Below are 17,715 nucleotides of genomic sequence, written 5' to 3'. Positions count from 1 at the left end.
TCCGAGAGGGCGGGATGCCGTTCGAGATGAGGGTCAAGACGCCGGCGCCCGACGAGGAGACGGCGAGTTAGCCGGCAGGTCGGCATGTCAATCCTGGTCTAACAGAGCCTTAAATAAAGGGCTGCACAGATTACACAGCCAGATTTTATTAATAAACTTAAAACAGCAGACAGTACCAGCATCAGGACCCACCACCCTTTTCCTTTTATAGCGCGCAGTGCCCTATTTAATTCATATCATTTGTCCGCAATCCGTCTTCTGGATCTCCTTGCTCTGCTTCTAGTAAGCAAGCCTTTTCCCGCAACCTCTTCAGCATCCTTTCAATAGTACGTCATATAATACCAGTTGCAGCGTTCGCATCATTCGCTATGAACATTGCCGCCGTGTCCAGTAGCCTTCAGGCGTCCCGAAGGCCGGTGCGTCGCCGCTGACGGGCACGATGCGCTTTTTCACGAGTCTAAAGATGCATAATCTACGGACTTTTCTTTCTCTTGTCATACTTTTGAAAGTGTTCGTAAGAGGCTACCGATCCATTGGAGGCGTAGAGAGTCCAGGTGATGCGCGGACTCATCCCATCGAGCGGGCGGGTGGAGTCTGGCATTCCAGGCAGGATGAGCGTCGTCGGGGTGATCTTGCCTAAAGATATTGGACTGTTTATAGGACTAAACATAAGAAAACTCGATTATCAGGGGCGGGTGCCATAAGGCACACCGCCCCCCTTTGTGCGCATGGCGCCAGGACCATGCGCGCGAAAGCGTTGCCCAAACGCATGGTTCATCCGCACAAAGCCCATGGTCGCTATGGGCAAACATCGGTGCGCCTGCACATGGTTTTGAGCCTGTTCTCGAGCGAAAGTATGGCTGTCGATACGCATGCAATTCGCATGAAACCCGGGCTCGTCCGAGAGCCCTATAAAGGAGGATTCGCATGAAACAGTTAGAGACCGACGTCGTTGTCGTCGCCGCTGGTCTGAGCGGCCTTGCCGCGGCGGTCGCTGCAGCCGAGGCGGGCGCTCGCCTCATCGCGCGGCGACCACGATGACCAAGCGCATGACCGAGCGTGCCCAGGACCTGGGTGTCGAGTTTATATTTGAGTGCCCGGGCACCGGCCTTATCAAGGGTGAGGACGGCGCCATCTGCGGCGTGACTGCCAAGGACAAGGACGGCGAGGAGTACCAGATCTCGTGCAAGTTCGCGATTGTCGCCACGGGCGGTTTTGGCCACAACGCCAAGCTCATCAAGGAGAAGCTCGACTTTGAGTGGGGTAAAGACCTGTTCTCGTTTGCCATTCCGGGCATGGACGGCGATGGCATCAACTTAGGTTGTTTAAAAAGGTGAGTGTGGCGGTCGTTTCCACGAACGGGGACGGTGTTGTTGGGGCTGTCTCAATCTGTAACAGGTGGGTCCGATTTTGGTCTGTAGATGTTACAGATTGAGATTTCCGGCGAGCGGGGCTCCGTTTGTCTAAATCTGTAACACGAGGGACGGTTTTTGCCGAGTTGTTGTTACAGATTGAGATATTCGGACGGACAGTTGCCGTTTGTCTTGATCTGTAACAGGTGGAGGCCAAAAGTCGGTCTAGATGTTACAGATTGAGATGTTTGGTCGGACCGAGTTTGTTCGTCTCGATCTGTAACATCTGGGGTCGTTTTTGGCCTGTAGGTGTTACAGATCGAGATTTTCCGACGGAACGCTTCCGTTTGTCTTGATCTGTAACAGGTAGGGGTCAAAAGTGGGTCTAGCTGTTACAGATTTAGATTATTGAGGATGGGTCGAGAGGAATATCTCGATCTGTAACAGTAAGACCCGGTTTTGCTGAGCAACTGTTACAGATTGAGACAAACCGACGGGCCGCCCTGCCCCATCCGCCTGCCTCCACCTGATATTCGCCGATTTTCGTTGTGCCGCTGTAGCCCCATGCCATATCCTCTAAACAACTACGCGGCACCATCGCCGCCGCGTCTACAAGAGAGGAATGTCCATGACCGCACCTGCGTCCAAGCTGCTCCAGCCCATTACGGTTGGCCCCCTTGAGCTCAAGAACCGCATTATGTTCCCGCCGCTGACTACCGGCTATGAGGAGCGCGACGGTTCCATCGGCGAGCGCAGCCTGGCTTTTTACGAGCGTCTGGCCCGTGGCGGCGTGGGCTACATCGTCATCGGCGACGTCGCTCCCGTCATGACCGCAAGCCCCACGCCCAAGCTGGCGACCGACGCCCAGATCCCCACGTTTAAGGCGCTGGCCGACGCCGTCCACAAGCACGGTGCCAAGGTCGCGCTGCAGCTGTTCCACCCCGAGTACGACGTGCCCGGTGTCGGCCGCATGGTCATGGGCTCCATGGCTGCGGCCAAAGCCGCGCAGGAGGCCAAGGCCGCCGGCGACGAGGAGACCTTTGCCGCCAAGATGGCCGAGTCCAACGAGATCCGCAAGCAGGCATATGCCAAGCTGCACCACGATATGCAGCACTTTGTGAACGAGGCGAGCGTAGAGCAGCTCGCCCAGATCAAGGAGGCCATCGCCGCCTCGGCCGCTCGCGCGCAGCAGGCCGGCATCGACGCCATCGAGGTCCACGGCGACCGCCTGGTGGGTTCGCTGTGCTCCGCGATCCTCAACAAGCGCACCGACGAGTACGGTGGCTCGTTTGAGAACCGCGTTCGCTACGCGCTGGAGGTCGTCGCTGCCATCAAGGAAGCCGCGCCGCAGCTGATGGTGGAGTATAAGCTCCCCGTGATCATGGAGAACCCCGATGGCACGCCGCGTGGCAAGGGCGGCCTGCAGCCCGACGAGGCCTGCGAGTTCGCCAAGCTGCTCGAGGGCGCGGGCATCGATATGATCCAGGTTGCACAGGCCAACCACACCGGCAATATGGGCGATACCATTCCGTCCATGGGCGCCATGCCCTACAACTGGACGCTGCCCGTGGCCGAGCGCGTCAAGGCCCTGGTCTCCGTGCCGGTAGCAACTGTGGGCCGTGTTGTCTCGGTCGAGGCTGGCGAGAAGATTCTGGAAGACGGCGCAGCCGATATCATCGCCTATGGCCGCTCGCTCATGTGCGACCCCGACATTGCGCTGAAGGCCGCCACGGGCGAGCCCATCCGCGAGTGCCTCAACTGCAACAAGGGCTGCGTCGATGCGATTCAAAACCGCAAGTACATCTCGTGTGTGCTCAATGCCGAGAACGGCGACGAGGCTACCATCGCCATTAAGCCGGGCGAGGGCGACAAGAAGATCGCCGTTGTGGGCGGCGGTATTGCCGGTCTGGAGGCCGCACGCGTGGCGGCCAAGCGCGGCTACGACGTGACCGTCTACGAGGCGAGCGATCATCTGGGCGGCCAGATTGTGCTGGCGGCCGCGCCTCCGCGCAAGGGCGAAATCATGCGCTCGGTCGAGTATTACGAGAAGATTCTGCCCGGCCTGGGCGTGAAGGTTGAGCTCAACCACGTCGCTACCACTGAGGACCTCAACGCCGCCGACGCCGCGATTGTGGCTGTGGGCGCGCACGACGTGGTCATCCCCGTTCCGGGTGCCGATTCTAAGAAGGTCGTCTCGAGCTGGGCCGTGCTGGCCGGCAAAGTGGAGCTTACGGGACGCGTCGCCGTCATTGGCGGTGGCCTGGTGGGCACCGAGACTGCCGAGTACCTGCTGCAGCACGGCTGCGAAGTGGCGATCGTGGAGATGCTCGACAAGATTGCCGCAGGCGAGTCCGAGACCATTCTGCCGCTGATTATGAGCGACTTTGCAGAGCACAACGTGGAGCAGCATGTTAAGACCCGTCTGACCGCCATTACCGACGAGGGCGTGGAGGCCGTGCGCACTGCCGATGACGGCGCCGAGGAGCCGGTGAAGATCGCCTGCGATTACGTGGTGATGGCCGTCGGTTCCAAGGCCAACGCGTTTGACTTGGATGGCGTTACGGTGCCCGTGACCTGTGTGGGCGACTGCTCGGGCGAGCGCACCGCCGACATTGCGAACGCCATTCGCACGGCATATCACGCGGCCAACGAGCTGTAGTTGAACATCGCGGCCAGGTGGGGCGGTAGCACGGATCTGTCTCGCCCGGCCGCGTCCCATCGGGTGTCAATCGGGGCGGGGCCTGCAAGCGCAGCAGGTCCCGCCCTTTTTGTTTTGCCCCGGTGGACGGCAATGCGCGCTAATCATGGGGAGTGAGGCGTCTACTGCCTTGCAGACTGCTCAAAATTATTGGAGGAGGGGTTAATAACTATATCCTCTATTCCAAAGGATATAAAGAGATGCCAATGTTGCTGGCAAGCGAATGACGATTAGCTGCGAGCTAGTTACCAGCGTAAATAATCAATATAGAAATGTCGTAAATTGGTGTCAAATTCCCAGATAGCGCCGCGTCTATTTTAATTAACTGCTTTGAGCAAACAGTAAAATGCTACTATCTAACTTGCACGTAAGAAAGCAATTTAACGTTTAAGGCTAAGAAGTAGAAGTGGCAGGTATGTCAGAAACAACAAGGACTCGCACGCATGCGCCCGAGATTAGGCAGCGCGCTGTCGAGATCCTCCAAGAAGGGGTCGGCCATCGCGCGCTCGCCGCAGAGCTTGGCATCCCCCAGGCCACAGCCCGTCAGTGGGCCCGTGCGTATGCCGTGGGCGGCGCCGACGCCGTTCTCAATGCGGGCTCTCATCACCACACATATTCGTTTGACGTTAAGCTTGCCGTGGTTAAGGACCGCTTGGAACATGGTCTGACGGTGCGTGAGGTCATGGTCAAGCACAAGGTCCCCAGCGAGTCTTCGGTTAAAGCTTGGTGCCGACAGTATCGCGACGGTGGCGAGGCCGCCTTGGTCGATAAGCCGCGGGGTCGTAAACCGCGCGTTAAAAAGGCGGAATAGCGAACGGGATGGTGCGTCCGCAGGGGCGCATTTTTCTTGCCGCGCCAAATTTTTGGACCGCCGCGAGTCTATCGGGACATCCTTCAAAGTGGTCAATAAACCGCGCGCAGTGGCCCGTGCGCCCGCCGCTACGAGAGGGGGAGCGTTGCCTCTCTACTCCAAAGCGGACATGTCCTTACCCCATACGCCTAAAACTCCCCAGTTGACCGAAAACCTGCCGCCTGAACTCCCAATTTGAGCTATAACGTTAAATAATTGCAGCGTTTTTGCATGGGGGAGTGATGGTATGACGCTACTGTATTTCCTTACCCTGTTTCCGCTGGTACCGGCGATGGGCATGCTGCTCGCGCGCAGTGACCGAGCCCGCGATGCGGTAGGGCTTGTAGGCTCCGGCATTATTATGGCGGTGACCGTTGTAGTTGCCGTCTTATTTTTTGGCACGGGTCCGCAGGGCTTTGAGGTTGCCCCCGGCACCTCGCATGTGCTCTCGATCATCAGCTCCGTCATCGACGTAATTCTGTGTGCCGTCATCCTGTACAACGCGTTCAAATATAGGAACGCGCTTACCGGTGTACTCGGCGTGGTGCAGCTGGTGGGTTCGGTTGCCTTCGCTGCCATGACGCTGCCCACGGCCGAGGTCGTCACCGCCACGCCGCTCTACCTGGACTATATGAGCGTGATCATGGTGCTCGCCGTTGGCATTGTCGGCAGCCTGATCTGCGTGTATGCCCTGGGCTACATGAAGGACTTCCAGGCGCACGATGAGCACGAGGCCGCGCTGCGTGGGCAGACCGCGCCCGACCGACGCCCGCAGTTCCTGGCGCTTATGTTCCTGTTCCTTTCGGCCATGTTCGTCATCGTGACGAGCGACAACCTGGAGTGGCTGTTCTGCGGCTGGGAAATCACCACCGTGTGCTCGTTTCTTATGATTGGCTATACGCGCACGCCCGAGGCCATCAAAAACGCCTTTACCCAGATCATCCTCAACATGCTGGGCGGCATCGCGTTTTTGGCGGGTCTTATGTTCCTGCACGTCAACGGCGTACCGCTGACCATCTCGGGCATGATCGAGCTTTCCGGCGCCGGAACCGCGCAATCCGCGCTGCTGGTGCTGCCGGTCGTCTTGCTGTCGATCGCCGCGCTTACCAAGGCCGCACAGATGCCGTTCCACACCTGGTTGCTCGGCGCCATGGTCGCCCCCACGCCCACGAGCGCCCTGCTGCACTCGTCCACCATGGTCAAGGCCGGCGTGTTTTTGATGGTCAAGCTGAGCCCGCTGTACGCCACCTATCCTGTGACCGGCTTTATGGTCACGAGCGTGGGCGCCATCACGTTTTTGCTCGCCGCCCTCATGGCCATCTCGCAGAGCAATGCCAAGCGCGTGCTCGCGTACTCCACCATTTCCAACCTGGGCCTCATCAGTGCCTGCCTGGGTGTCGGCGCGCCCGAGGCCGTGTGGGCCGCCATCTTCTTGATCTTGTTCCATACGGTGGCAAAGTCGCTGCTGTTCCTGTGCGTGGGCACGGCCGAGCATCATATCGGCAGCCGCAATATCGAGGACATGGACGGCATGTTCAGCCGCATGCCGCACCTGACGCGCCTGATGATGCTGGGCATCATGGGCATGTTCGTGGCTCCGTTTGGCATGCTCGTGTCTAAGTGGGGCGCCCTGGTGGCGTTTGCGCAGACCGGCAATGTGCTCATGATCATGGTGCTGGCCTTTGGCTCGGCCGCGACGTTCTTCTTCTGGGGCAAGTGGCTCGCCAAGCTCTCGGGCGTGGATTCTACGGCCGAAAACGTGGAGGGCAATGTCCATAAGACCGAATGGATAGCGCTCAACACTATCGCCGCGCTGCTGATTCTGTGCTGTGTAGCGTTTCCGATTATCTCGAGCGGTCTGGTGTCGCCTTACTTGGCCATGGTGTTTGGCCGCGTGCCGTATGTTATTGGCAAGGATGCCATGTATCTAATGGTTGTTATCGTGGCTTTTATCGCCGTGGTGCTGCTGACTTCATTCCGCGTGAGCAACAAACCGCACGTAAACGTATATCTTTCGGGTGTGGGAACCGACAATTACCGTCATTTCCGCGGCTCGATGGGACACGAGGTGAAGGCCGAAAAGCGCAATTGGTACCTGGAGGACACCCTTGGCGAGAAACGCATTGGCCCCGCGGGCAGCATCGTGTGCTGCAGCATCATCCTGTTCGCGCTGCTATGTTGCGCATGGATTGGCCCCGATACGCTCGCCATGGGCGAGCCCTCGGTGCTGCGTGGCAAGTATTTCGAAGGCTCGGGTGTCGTAGGCATCTTTATAGGCACCGTGGCGTTTGCCCTGCTGGCGCCTTTGGTTGGTGGCCTGATCGACGGCATCGACCGCAAGCTGTCCGCCCGCATGCAGGGCCGCGTGGGACCGCGTCTGCTGCAACCGTTCTACGATGTAGCCAAGCTCCTGCGCAAAGCCCCTGCCAGCGTAAACACCGTGGACGATACCTACATGGCGTGCGCGCTCGTCTTTACCGTGGTGGGCGGCGGCATCTTTGTGTCGGGTTCCAACACACTGTTATGCGCCTTTATGGTTACCCTCGCTGCGATCTTTGTGGTGCTGGCGTCCGCCTCGACGCAAAGCCCGTTTGCCCAGGTCGGAGCCGACCGCGAGCTGCTGCAGGTCATGAGTTACGAGCCCGCCGTTTTGCTGATGAGTGTGGGCCTGTACCTTGCCACCGACAGCTTCGATTCCATCGCCGTGACGGGGCAGTCGGCCCCCATCATCGTGTACAGCGCGCCCATCTTCCTCGCACTGCTCGCGGTGCTTACCATCAAACTGCGCAAGTCGCCGTTTGACCTTTCGTACTCGCATCACGCGCATCAGGAGATCGTCCAGGGCGTCGCCACCGAGATGAGCGGCGGCACGCTGGCCAAGATGACCCTTATGCACTGGTGCGAGACCGTGCTGTTTTTGATGTGGGTGGGCATGTTCTTTGTTTGGGACAACCCGGTGAGCTGGGTCGTCGCCCTGGTCGTTATGGTCATGACGTATTTTGTCGAGGTACTGATCGATAACACCTTCGCCCGTAGCACCTGGCGCAGCTGCTTTAAGCTCGGCTGGGGTGTGGCGCTGGTGTTTGGCCTGCTCAACCTTATGCCCATCCTCGTCGACGTGTTTATTTAGGAGGCGGCATCCATGGATCATAAAATGTCGCGCTCGCCGTGGGTTATTCATTACGACGGCTCGAGCTGCAACGGATGCGATATCGAGGTGCTGGCCTCGCTCACGCCGCTGTTCGATGCGGAGCGCTTTGGCGTGGTCAACACCGGCAACCCCAAACATGCGGACATCTTTTTGGTGACGGGGTCGGTCAACGCCCAGAACTTGCCCGTCGTGCGCCAGATCTACAACCAGATGCTCGAGCCCAAGTGCGTGGTGGCGTGCGGCATCTGCGCGTGCTCGGGCGGCGTGTTCCGCGATGCGTACAACGTGATCGGTGGCGTGGACCGCGCAATTCCCGTGGACGTGTACGCGCCCGGATGCGCCATTCGCCCCGAGACGGTGATCGACGCCATCGTGGAGGCGTGCGGCATCCTGGACCAGAAGGAGGCTGTGATGCGCGCCGGCGGCGACCCGCTTACCGTGGGCGGTGCTGCTACCTGGGATGGCGGCGTTGAGCTGGGCGAGGACGGATTTGTGGCCGCGGCTGAGGCCGGCGACGCGCCCGCCGCTGGCGACGCACCTGCTGGGACGCCCGCCGCGTCCGCCGCTGCAAGGGGGGCCGAGTAATGCAAAAGGCAATCTATACCACCGTCGAGCTCGATGCGCTGCTGTCGCATGTCCAGGCGCTCAAGGGTTCCGGTGCCCGCTTTGTGCAGATGCACGCCGAGCGCAATGTGGACGACGGCACGTATCGCTTGGTCTATACGTTCATCAACGTTCGTGCTGCCCAGGAGCAGATCGCGCAGGACGGCAGTTATGCGATTGAGAACCTGGTAGTCGATGGTATCGACCAGTACCAGGAGATTCCATCCATCAGCTCGTACTACCCTGCGGTGTTCCCGTTTGAAAATGAGGCACACGACCTGTTTGGGCTTGCCATTACCGACATGCAGATTGACTTTAAGGGCTTTTTCTACCAGGTCTCGACTGCCGAGCCCATGAGCGTCATCACGCCCGAGGTGAAAACCGCGCGCGAGAAGGCCATGAAGGTCCGTGCCGCTGCCGAGGCCAAGGCGCGCAAGGCCGCGGCCGAGAAGGCCGCCGCTGCCGCGGCCGCTGCGGGGGAGGGCGCTGGCGATGCTGCGGGCGCTGCCGTCGCTCAGCCCGCTGCGGCTGCCGGCTCCGATGCTCAGCATGACGAGGCTGCTGCGAAGGCCGCGCTCAAGGCCGCCGAGATGGAGGCAAAGCTCGCCGCCATGGATCCCGAGAAAGCGGCCAAGGTCCGCGCGGCGCTTGCCGCCAAGGCCGCCCGCGATAAGCAGAAAAAGGAGGCGTAAGGTCCATGGCACATCGCTCCGTTATTCCGTTTGGCCCGCAGCACCCGGTGCTGCCCGAGCCGCTTCACCTGGACCTGGTGCTCGAGGACGACCGCGTTATCGAGGCTATTCCTCAGATCGGCTTTGTGCACCGCGGACTCGAGAAGCTCACCGAAAAGCGTGACATGCACCAGTTTGGCTACATCGCCGAGCGCATCTGCGGCATTTGCGCCGTGGGTCACAGCTGCGGCTATGCCAGCGCCTGCGAGCGCATGCTCGATATCGAGGTGCCTGGCCGCGTGCAGTATATCCGTACCATTTTGCACGAGCTTTCGCGCATTCACTCGCACCTGCTGTGGCTGGGCCTGCTCGCCGATGCCTTTGGCTTCGAGGCGCTGTTCTATCGTTCGTGGACCCTGCGCGAGCAGATTCTCAAGATCTTTGAGAGCACGTGTGGCGGTCGCGTGATTCTGTCGATTAACGAGATCGGCGGCCTTAAGCATGACATTGAGGACTCCGAGCTGGCGGGCATTGTCCAGACGCTCGATGCCATGCGCCCCGACTACGAGGCCCTGGTGCATACGTTTTTGGACGACAACAGCTGCGGCGAGCGCCTGCATGGCGTGGGCGTGATCAGCAAGAAAGACGCGCTGGACCTGTCGATGGTCGGTCCGTTTGGGCGCGCCTCGGGCGTGGACTACGACGTGCGCATGTTTGGCGACGGTGCCTATGCGGACCTGGCTGCGTTTGAGCCCATCGTTGCCACCGATGGCGACTGCTATGCCCGCTGCCAGGTGCGCTGTGCCGAGGTCACGCAGGCCATGGACATCATTAAGGAGCTTGTGGGCAAGATTCCGCACGACGGCATCGGCGGGCGCACCAAGCTTACGCCGGCCGATGGCGCACGCGGCGAGGTTGTGATTGAGCAACCGCGCGGCGAGGCGTACTACTATGTGCGCGGTAACGGCACCAAGAATTTGGACCGTTTCCGCGTGCGCACGCCGACGTCGCAAAACCTGGCGGGCCTGACGCATGCACTGCAGGGCGTGCTCATTGCCAACGTGCCCATGATTATCCTGACCATCGACCCCTGCATTAGTTGCACGGAAAGGTAGGCGCGGCATGAGTTTGATGACATTTGCCAAGACGGCCTTGGGCTCTATGGTCAAGCAGCCGGTCACGGTGTGCTATCCGCAGGAGGAGCTGGCGGCGCCCGAGCGCCTGCGCGGGCATATCGTCAACGATATGGACGTGTGCATCTGCTGCGGTATGTGCGCGCGTCGCTGCCCGGCGGGCGCGCTTGCGGTCGATCGCAAGGGTGGTACCTGGTCGATCGACCCGTACGCCTGCGTGGTGTGTGGCGAGTGCATCGAGAGCTGCCCCAAGCACTGCCTGACTATGGACACCGCCCGTACTCCGGTTGCGGCGAACAAGACTCCCACGGTAGAAACCAAGCCGGAGTAGCACTGGAATAGAGCTGGAATAGGGGCCGGTGGGGCAAAAATGCCCCGCCGGCCCCGCGCGTGAACGCGCGGCTAAGCCTCTGCGAACAAAAACTATGCCGGATTACGGGGCTGGATAGCGAACCTTCGACCATACAGAAAATTGCAAAAACAAAACCGCAGGTAGATAGTCTGCCGTTTTTCAAAAAATGGAGGTATGGATAAGGGTCCCGACATTAGTCCCGTAATCCAGCACAGTTTTGAAATGGCACCATATCCGTAACAGCCTTTGATCTCCCGTGGACGGAGGAAAACGGGCCCTTTTGCCCCGTCCATCTTGAGTCGCACCCATTTTCCTGCGAAAACCCTCATGTCTCAACTTTGGTGAGACATTTGTCTCACGCCCAAAACCGAATCTGGAACGTGTGTCACCTGCTCAAATTGTGTCTCATTCCGTAACTTGAGGCTGATGCAAGGTCTGAGCCTGCGAGAAGGGAGACGCGATGAGTAAGTACACGAGGGGTTTCTTGGCGGTGATGCTGGCCGTAGTGCTGGTATTGCCGGCTGCGGCATTTGCCATGCTGCCCGAGGCCAACGCCAGGTCCAGCACCGGAATGGACGGACCGACAATGAGCGGAAAGGTCGTCGTCGATCCCGACACCAGCGGACGCTGGGAAATCTGGGCGGCCGGTCACAACGGTAATAAAGTAACGACTCAAAACGTCGGCCGAATCTGGACCGACAAGACGGTCAAGAAAGCCGGAGAAAACGAAGCGTCAGATTTTGTGACTACGCTTTCGGCGATGTCCTCGACGTCTAATTCAACCGTGACGGTCACCACGCCGCTCGATATCGTGATGGTGCTGGATGCTTCTGGCTCGATGGATGGTGAGATGGGCGGTCGAGATTCCACCAAGCGTATCGATGCACTGAAGAGCGCTGCGAACAGCTTTATTGATACCATCGCCAAGCAAAACGAGGGTATCGAGGGCGTGGATAGGCAGCATAAGGTTGCTATCGTTAAGTTTTCGGGAGATACGACCGAAAAGGTCGGTAATGATACGTACAAGAAACAGGAACACGGCAGAACTAACACGTACAACTACTCGCAGGTAATGACGGGCCTGATCGATTGCTCTGGCAGCAAAGCAACCGATCTCAAGAATAAAATTGATGAGATTAGGCCCGCCGGTGCCACGCGCGCCGACAATGGCCTGCAGCTGGCAGAGGGCATCACTTCTGGTCGCGCGGGCGCCAAGAAGATTGTTGTGTTCTTTACCGACGGCACGCCGACAAGCTTCAGCGAGTTCAATCCGGATGTCGCCAATGCTGGCGTGGCGGCTGCCAAGAACATGAAGGACAGCAAGGCCACCGTTTATACTATCGGCATCTTTGATGGCGCGGATCCCAAAGCCAGCGTCCAGGATTCGAAGACAAGCCAAGAGAACAAGTTCATGCAGGCCGTTTCGAGCAACTACCCCAATGCCACGAAATGGAATTCTCACGGAACGCGTGCGGAAAACTCCGACTACTACAAGTCGGCGACCAATGCCGAAGAGCTCAAGAAGGTCTTCGACGACATCTCGCAGGCCATCACATCGGAGGCGCCTTATCCGACCGAAATCCATAAGGGCTACGACGAGACCAAGTCCGGCTACATCACGTTTACCGACGAGCTGGGCGACTTTATGCAGGTTGACGGATTTACCGAAGTCGTCATTAACGGCACGCCGTTTACCAAGGCGAGCAAGACGGTCAATAAAGAAACCAATACCGACACCTACGAGTTCACCGGCAAGGCAAAAGACCTGCTCATCACCGTGCAGCGCGCCGGCGATGACAATCCCCAGAAGGGCGATATCGTAACGGTCGATATTCCTGCGTCGTTGATTCCGCTGAGTCACTTTAAGACCGTAGACGGCAAGCTTTCGGTCGACAACGTTAAGCCCATCCAGGTGAAGTATGCTTCGAGCGTGAAGAGTGTTGCGCTCGACAACCTATTTGCGCCTGAGGAGGTCACGGGGCTCAAGGCTTACATCGAAAAGAATACGACCGTTGCCGACGATGGCACCAAGACCGTGAACTTCTACGCGAACAAGTGGGAGACCGGCGCGTTGGGTAATACGGTTGCGACCTTTGAGCCGGCCGACACCAACCGCTACTACTACTTCCAGAAACAGACCCCAATTTACACGGACAAGGACTGCACGCAGCCTGCAAAGAATTCGCTGGCAGATACCGGCACCTATTACTACAAGGATGAGTTTGAGGAGCAGGGCGAAAACGATGAGGCCAAGCCCGCCTCTGCCGTCATCGAGTTTATCGGCGGCGACGCTGCGAAGTTTGACGGCGCTATTGTTGCTGACGAGGACGGCAGCCTTTCGTTTAGCGTGGGAACCGCGCGCCTAGCCTTTATCGACGAGCTCCACACCACCAAGGAGAGTGTGGGCGGCAACAACACTGGTACCGCGACCGACGTTCTTAACCCCAAGTGGAACAACGTGTCCGCCAAGGCGACCGCGACGCATGTCAATTCCTACCTGGGCAACAACGGCAAGATCAGCTTTAACGTGACGCCGACAACGGTGGATACCAAGGCCAGCTTTGGCCTGACCAAGGTGCTCGAGGGCCGCGATTGGACGGATGTGGACGAGTTTAAGTTTGAACTCTCCGCAACGTCCGAGAATGACGCCCCGATGCCCGCACACGCGACCGCGACCGTGACCAATGACGACCTGGACGACAATGGCAAGGCAGCTATCGACTTCGGCGAGATCACCTGCAACAAGCCGGGCGAGTACACCTATGAGGTCCGCGAGGTCAAGGGCGGCGCCGGTGGCATCACCTACAGCGAGAACGTTGCCACGTTCAAGGTGACCGTGGCGGTTGAGGCCACGGGTGGGCTTAAGGCTGACGTTGAAAAGATCTCGGGCGAGACCGAGTTCAAGAACACCTATAGCGCCAAGACGGAAACCCCGCTGACTCTTGAGGCAACCAAGACGCTCACGGGGCGCCCGATGGCCGATGACGAATTTAAGTTTGCGCTGAGCTATGCGGGGCACGACGAGGTTCTGCTGGATGCAACCAACAAGGGTGGCAAGGTTGAGTTCGGGCCGCTGACGTACACGACCGAGTCGCTTGCCAAGCTGGTCGAGGAGGGCAAGGCGTCGGTTGATGCTAGCTCCGACAAGCCCACGTGGACCATTCGCTACATTGCTGCCGAGCAGACCGGAAAGCTGCCTGCGGGCGTGAGCGCCACCGTGTCGGCAATTGACGCATGTGTAACCGTTGTCGACAACGGCGATGGTACCCTGACGGCGACGGCTGTCTACGGCGATGCCGGCAACGAGTTTGTGAACACCTACACTGCCGCGCCTGTCGAGGCATCGCTTGTGGGCAAGAAGAATCTGCAGGTTCCTGATGGCTTGACCCCGGCTGACATTGCCGGCAAGTTTACCTTTACGGTGACCGGTGAAGAGGGCGCACCCATGCCCGCGAACGCGAGCGTGACCAATGATGCCAAGGGCAAGGTCGACTTTGGCAAGATCACCTTTACGCTCGACGACCTTAACAAGGCTCTGGGCGAGAAGCCCGAGAAGCGCGAGCACACCTTTACCTACACCGTGACCGAGTCCGGTGAGGTCGCTGGCGTGACCAACGACGCCGAGACTTCGCGTACGGTTTCCTTCACCGTGACTGATGACGGCGAGGGTACTCTGAGGGTGTCCCGCAAGCCGGACGGCGATGCGGCATTTACGTTCACCAATACCTATAGCGTGACGCCCGTCGAGAAAAGCGTCACCGACCAGATCACCGCGACCAAGGTCCTGACCGGACGCGACCTCAAGGCTGGCGAGTTTAGATTCGAGCTCGTCGAGGGCGAGGGCGAGGACGCCAAGGTCGTCGCCACCGGCACCAACAATGCCGAAGGCAAGATCACGATGAACGCCGTGAAGTACGACAAGCCCGGCAAGCACACCTACACACTGCGCGAGGTCAACGGCAACGCCGGCGGTATCACCTACAGCGATGCCAAGTTCACCATCGAGACCACCATCACCGATAACGGCGACGGCACTCTCAAGGCCGAGCATGTCCTGAAGGGCACCGAGCCCGCCGAGTTCAAGAACACCTACAGCGTGACCCCGATCGACACAGAGCTCGACTTTGGCCTGAGCAAGGCCATCGACGGTCGCGACTGGACGGATGCAGACAAGTTCAGCTTTACCATCACGGCCCCCGAGGGCACCCCACTGCCCGACCCGGCAACCGTAACCGTGACCAAGCAGGATGCGGACAACGAAGGCATCGCCGCCATCAAGTTCGGCAAGATCCACTACACGGCTGCCGGAACCTACAAGTACGAGATCCGCGAGAACGCGGGCAGCGCGGCCGGTATGACGTATGACGCGCATGTCGCAACTGCCGAAGTGACCGTGACCGAGAACGGCGACGGCACCCTGACCGCCAACGTCACCAAGAAGGAAAGCGGCCGCTTCACCAACACGTACCGCTCTGAGCTCGATTACGCCGCGGCCGGCGGCCTTAAGCTCAGCAAGACCCTCTCCGGACGTCCCATGACCGAGGGTCAGTTCACCTTTACCGTGACGCCTGCCGACGAGGCTTCGGCCATCGCGCTCGGCCTGCACGAGGGCGCCAACGTGTACAAGTCCCCTGCAACGGCAGAGGCAACGGTTGGTCTGATCGACATCCTGGCTGGCCATGAGGTCAAGTTTACGCAGGCTGACGCGGGCAAGACCTTTACATACACCGTTGCCGAGAAGAACGATGGCCAGCCCGGTTACACCTACGACGAGGCCGTACGCACCGTGACGATCGCTATCGCCGACGATGGCGCTGGTACGCTCACCGCTACGACGACCGTTTCTGGCGGACCCAATGGCACGCCGGTGGCGGTCCACAAGAGCGGCGAGAATAAGGTCGAGAGCGCCTTGGTCTCGTTCACCAACAGCTACCACGCATCGACCGATAACCCGGGCGGCGAGCTTGCGCAGATTGTCGCCACCAAGACCCTGACCGGTCGTCCGCTGGCCAACGGCGAGTTCTACTTTGGCATCGCCTATGCGGGCGAGACGGAAGCCATTGACGGCACTGTGGCGACCAACATCAACGGCCAGGTGAGCTTTGGCGCGCTGCATTACACGACTGAGATGCTCGCCGATTTGGTGAGCGCCGGACGCGCCATCCGTACCGACACGGATGCCAAGCTTGCGTGGACTATCAACTACACGGCGTTTGAGTACACGTCCCCGCTCGCAGCAAAGGGTATTACTGCCGCGAAGTCGAGCTTTAGCTTTAAGGTCATCGTCGTCGACAACGGCGACGGCACTCTGACGGCGAAGCCTGACTACGGTGGCGTCGAGCCCGTGTTCGAGAACGTCTACGGCGCCGATGCCGTTGACGCCGCGCTCGCCGGCGCCAAGAAGCTCCAGGCTGCCGAGGGCCTGACCCCGGCCGATATCACGGGTAAGTTCACCTTTACCGTGACCGCCGATGAGGCGGGCGCCCCGATGCCCGAGCGCACGACCGCAACCAACGACGCGGCCGGCAACGTGGACTTTGGCAAGATCCACTTTACGCTCGAGGACCTCAACCGCGCCTTGGGCGTGACGGATGATGCGACCGATAAGGCTGAGGCAGACGAAGCTGACGAAGCCGAGGCCGACGAGGCAGAGGCTGAAGAGACCGACGCCGACGCTGACGCCAATGCCGACGAGTCCGGCAGCGAGTCCGAGCCCGCAGCCCCCATTGCCCCGCGCTCGCACACCTTTACCTACACGGTGACCGAGTCCGGTAGCGCCCCTGGCGTGACTAACGACGCCAACGCCACGCGTAAGGTTTCCTACACCGTGACTGACGACGGCGCTGGACATCTGAAGGTCGTGCGCGAGGGTGACGACGGCGCTGGCTTCACGTTCACCAACACCTACAGCGTGACGCCTACCGATTCTGTGGTGACCGATCAGGTCAAGACGGTCAAGCGCCTGACCGGACGCGACCTTGCAGCAGGCGAGTTCACGTTTGAGCTGCTCGAGGACGGCGTGGTTGTCGCGACCGGCACCAACGACGCCAATGGCACCGTCGCGCTGAGCCCGATCCGCTACGAGGCACCTGGCGCGCACACGTACATGCTGCGCGAGGCTTGCCCCAACGCGCTCGGCCTGTACAAGGGCGTCACCTATGACGGCACGACCTACACCGTCGTGACCACCGTCTCCGACAACGGAGACGGCACGCTGACCGCGACGCACAAGCTCGAGGGAACTACTGAGTCGGCTGGCTTTACCAACAAGTATCATGCCATGCCCACGCAGGTCTCCATCGGTGCCATCAAGGTGCTCGAGGGACGCGAGCTCAAGAAGGACGAGTTTAGCTTTAAGCTCGTTGGCGAGGACATCGAGTCTACGGTCACCAACGATGCCGACGGCAAGATCAACTTCGACAAGTTCGAGTACGACGAGCCCGGAACGTACGTCTATACCATCAGCGAGGTCAAGGGCGACGAGGCCGGTATGACCTACGACAAGTCCGTCTTTACCGCGACCGTCAACGTGGCCGATGACGGCGAGGGCAACCTCAAGGCGAATGTCGCCTTTACCAAGGGCGACAAGAGCGTCGAGGGCATCGTGTTCAACAACACGTACAAGAAGCCCGAGCCGCCCGTGCCGACGCCCGATCCCGGCACGCCCAAGACCGTGACGAACATCGTCAAGACGGTCAAGGGTTTCCTGCCCACCACGGGTGACCAGCAGACCGCCGCACTGCTCATGGCATTTGTTATCGCCATAGCCGGCGTCGGAGCCCTGGTCTGGGGTATCCGTAAACGCTAGGCACGCTGGCGGGGGGGGGGGGGGGGGCCCCCCCGCGCGGCCGGCCGGGCGGGGGTGTTGATTTGTGGGGGGGGGGGGGGGGGGGGGGGGGGGGGGG

The 17,715-nt window shown here is 59.9% G+C and carries 9 protein-coding genes; all 9 read left to right on the top strand.

Going from position 1 to position 17,715, the window contains the following annotated elements:
* The first annotated feature begins 1,037 nt into the window (after positions 1 to 1,037).
* The 9 genes from ACTQ0H_RS08635 (at position 1,038) to ACTQ0H_RS08595 (ending at position 17,618) form a co-directional block, all read left to right on the top strand.
* Positions 1,038 to 1,337: an FAD-binding protein gene (locus tag ACTQ0H_RS08635; RefSeq protein ID WP_441537733.1), complete on the top strand. Its 300-nt coding sequence runs from the start codon at positions 1,038 to 1,040 to the stop codon at positions 1,335 to 1,337.
* A 643-nt stretch (positions 1,338 to 1,980) separates the two neighbouring features.
* A complete protein-coding gene (gene bilR / locus ACTQ0H_RS08630; protein WP_441548061.1) occupies positions 1,981 to 4,011 on the top strand; it encodes a bilirubin reductase, long form in 2,031 nt (676 codons plus the stop codon).
* Between the two features lie 454 nt (positions 4,012 to 4,465).
* Positions 4,466 to 4,861, top strand: coding sequence for a helix-turn-helix domain-containing protein (locus ACTQ0H_RS08625; RefSeq protein ID WP_441548060.1), 396 nt, complete (start codon positions 4,466 to 4,468; stop codon positions 4,859 to 4,861).
* 286 nt (positions 4,862 to 5,147) lie between these two features.
* The gene (locus tag ACTQ0H_RS08620; RefSeq protein ID WP_441548059.1) at positions 5,148 to 8,030 is read left to right on the top strand and encodes a proton-conducting transporter transmembrane domain-containing protein; all 2,883 of its coding nucleotides are present in this window, start codon (positions 5,148 to 5,150) and stop codon (positions 8,028 to 8,030) included.
* A 12-nt stretch (positions 8,031 to 8,042) separates the two neighbouring features.
* Positions 8,043 to 8,636, top strand: coding sequence for an NADH-quinone oxidoreductase subunit B family protein (locus ACTQ0H_RS08615; RefSeq protein ID WP_427795592.1), 594 nt, complete (start codon positions 8,043 to 8,045; stop codon positions 8,634 to 8,636).
* The gene (locus ACTQ0H_RS08610) at positions 8,636 to 9,346 is read left to right on the top strand and encodes an NADH-quinone oxidoreductase subunit C (RefSeq protein WP_441537730.1); all 711 of its coding nucleotides are present in this window, start codon (positions 8,636 to 8,638) and stop codon (positions 9,344 to 9,346) included. Before ACTQ0H_RS08615 ends, ACTQ0H_RS08610 begins: the two co-directional genes overlap by 1 nt.
* A 5-nt stretch (positions 9,347 to 9,351) precedes the next feature.
* Positions 9,352 to 10,440 (top strand): hydrogenase large subunit, encoded by a 1,089-nt coding sequence (locus tag ACTQ0H_RS08605; RefSeq protein WP_154516627.1) that lies wholly within the window; start codon positions 9,352 to 9,354, stop codon positions 10,438 to 10,440.
* A 7-nt stretch (positions 10,441 to 10,447) separates the two neighbouring features.
* Positions 10,448 to 10,789 (top strand): 4Fe-4S dicluster domain-containing protein, encoded by a 342-nt coding sequence (locus tag ACTQ0H_RS08600; protein WP_427795103.1) that lies wholly within the window; start codon positions 10,448 to 10,450, stop codon positions 10,787 to 10,789.
* Positions 10,790 to 11,270: 481 nt separating this feature from the next.
* Positions 11,271 to 17,618 (top strand): Spy0128 family protein, encoded by a 6,348-nt coding sequence (locus ACTQ0H_RS08595; RefSeq protein ID WP_441548058.1) that lies wholly within the window; start codon positions 11,271 to 11,273, stop codon positions 17,616 to 17,618.
* Positions 17,619 to 17,715: the final 97 nt, after the last annotated feature.

The sequence above is a fragment of the Collinsella sp. LCP21S3_A3 genome (assembly GCF_052118905.1).
In the GTDB taxonomy this organism is placed as follows: domain Bacteria; phylum Actinomycetota; class Coriobacteriia; order Coriobacteriales; family Coriobacteriaceae; genus Collinsella.
Note: the sequence above shows the minus strand (reverse complement) of the source record. Positions and strands in the feature narration are given on the sequence as shown.

What these genes read in the sequence shown, in the direction of transcription:
- ACTQ0H_RS08610 (WP_441537730.1), top strand. Translation starts at nt 8,636, where the DNA reads ATGCAAAAGGCAATCTATACCACCGTCGAGCTCGATGCGCTGCTGTCG.
- ACTQ0H_RS08600 (WP_427795103.1), top strand. Translation starts at nt 10,448, where the DNA reads ATGAGTTTGATGACATTTGCCAAGACGGCCTTGGGCTCTATGGTCAAG.
- ACTQ0H_RS08635 (WP_441537733.1), top strand. Translation starts at nt 1,038, where the DNA reads ATGACCAAGCGCATGACCGAGCGTGCCCAGGACCTGGGTGTCGAGTTT.
- ACTQ0H_RS08625 (WP_441548060.1), top strand. Translation starts at nt 4,466, where the DNA reads ATGTCAGAAACAACAAGGACTCGCACGCATGCGCCCGAGATTAGGCAG.
- ACTQ0H_RS08615 (WP_427795592.1), top strand. Translation starts at nt 8,043, where the DNA reads ATGGATCATAAAATGTCGCGCTCGCCGTGGGTTATTCATTACGACGGC.
- ACTQ0H_RS08595 (WP_441548058.1), top strand. Translation starts at nt 11,271, where the DNA reads ATGAGTAAGTACACGAGGGGTTTCTTGGCGGTGATGCTGGCCGTAGTG.
- bilR (WP_441548061.1), top strand. Translation starts at nt 1,981, where the DNA reads ATGACCGCACCTGCGTCCAAGCTGCTCCAGCCCATTACGGTTGGCCCC.
- ACTQ0H_RS08605 (WP_154516627.1), top strand. Translation starts at nt 9,352, where the DNA reads ATGGCACATCGCTCCGTTATTCCGTTTGGCCCGCAGCACCCGGTGCTG.
- ACTQ0H_RS08620 (WP_441548059.1), top strand. Translation starts at nt 5,148, where the DNA reads ATGACGCTACTGTATTTCCTTACCCTGTTTCCGCTGGTACCGGCGATG.